The following is a 329-nucleotide window of genomic DNA, read 5'->3' on the forward strand; positions in this document are numbered from 1 at the left end:
GCGATGTAGCCGCCCAGTTCGGTCTTGCTGGAGCCGCCCGCGTTGTTGAGGATGACTCCCCGACCATCCACATCAAAACGCCGGTAGCTGTTGACCGACAGGCCCTTGGCGTTGGGCTGCCGGATGTTCACCACCGGCACGCCATTGGCCGCCTTGACCACCACCGGCTGCTCTTCGCGCGGCGCGTTGCGGTCTATCAGGATCTGCGCATGTGCCACGCTTTGCCAGGTCAGTGCGAGGGCCAAGACCAGCGTGCAAAACTTCCACGATGCCGGTGCCACCATACCGGCTCCCCCACGTGCCGTCGGCAACTTCTGGCCGCTGATGGC

General features: G+C 64.7%; 1 protein-coding gene. It reads right to left on the bottom strand.

What is annotated here, in order from left to right; genetic code table 11:
- Nucleotides 1-245, bottom strand: a 245-nt coding sequence (locus tag HWE01_RS22635; RefSeq protein WP_241822958.1) for a two-partner secretion domain-containing protein, incomplete at its 3' end; no start/stop codon positions are given.
- Nucleotides 246-329: the final 84 nt, after the last annotated feature.

Origin of the sequence: Herbaspirillum sp. C7C8, assembly GCF_022627875.1 — a bacterium.
Classification (GTDB): domain Bacteria; phylum Pseudomonadota; class Gammaproteobacteria; order Burkholderiales; family Burkholderiaceae_D; genus Herbaspirillum.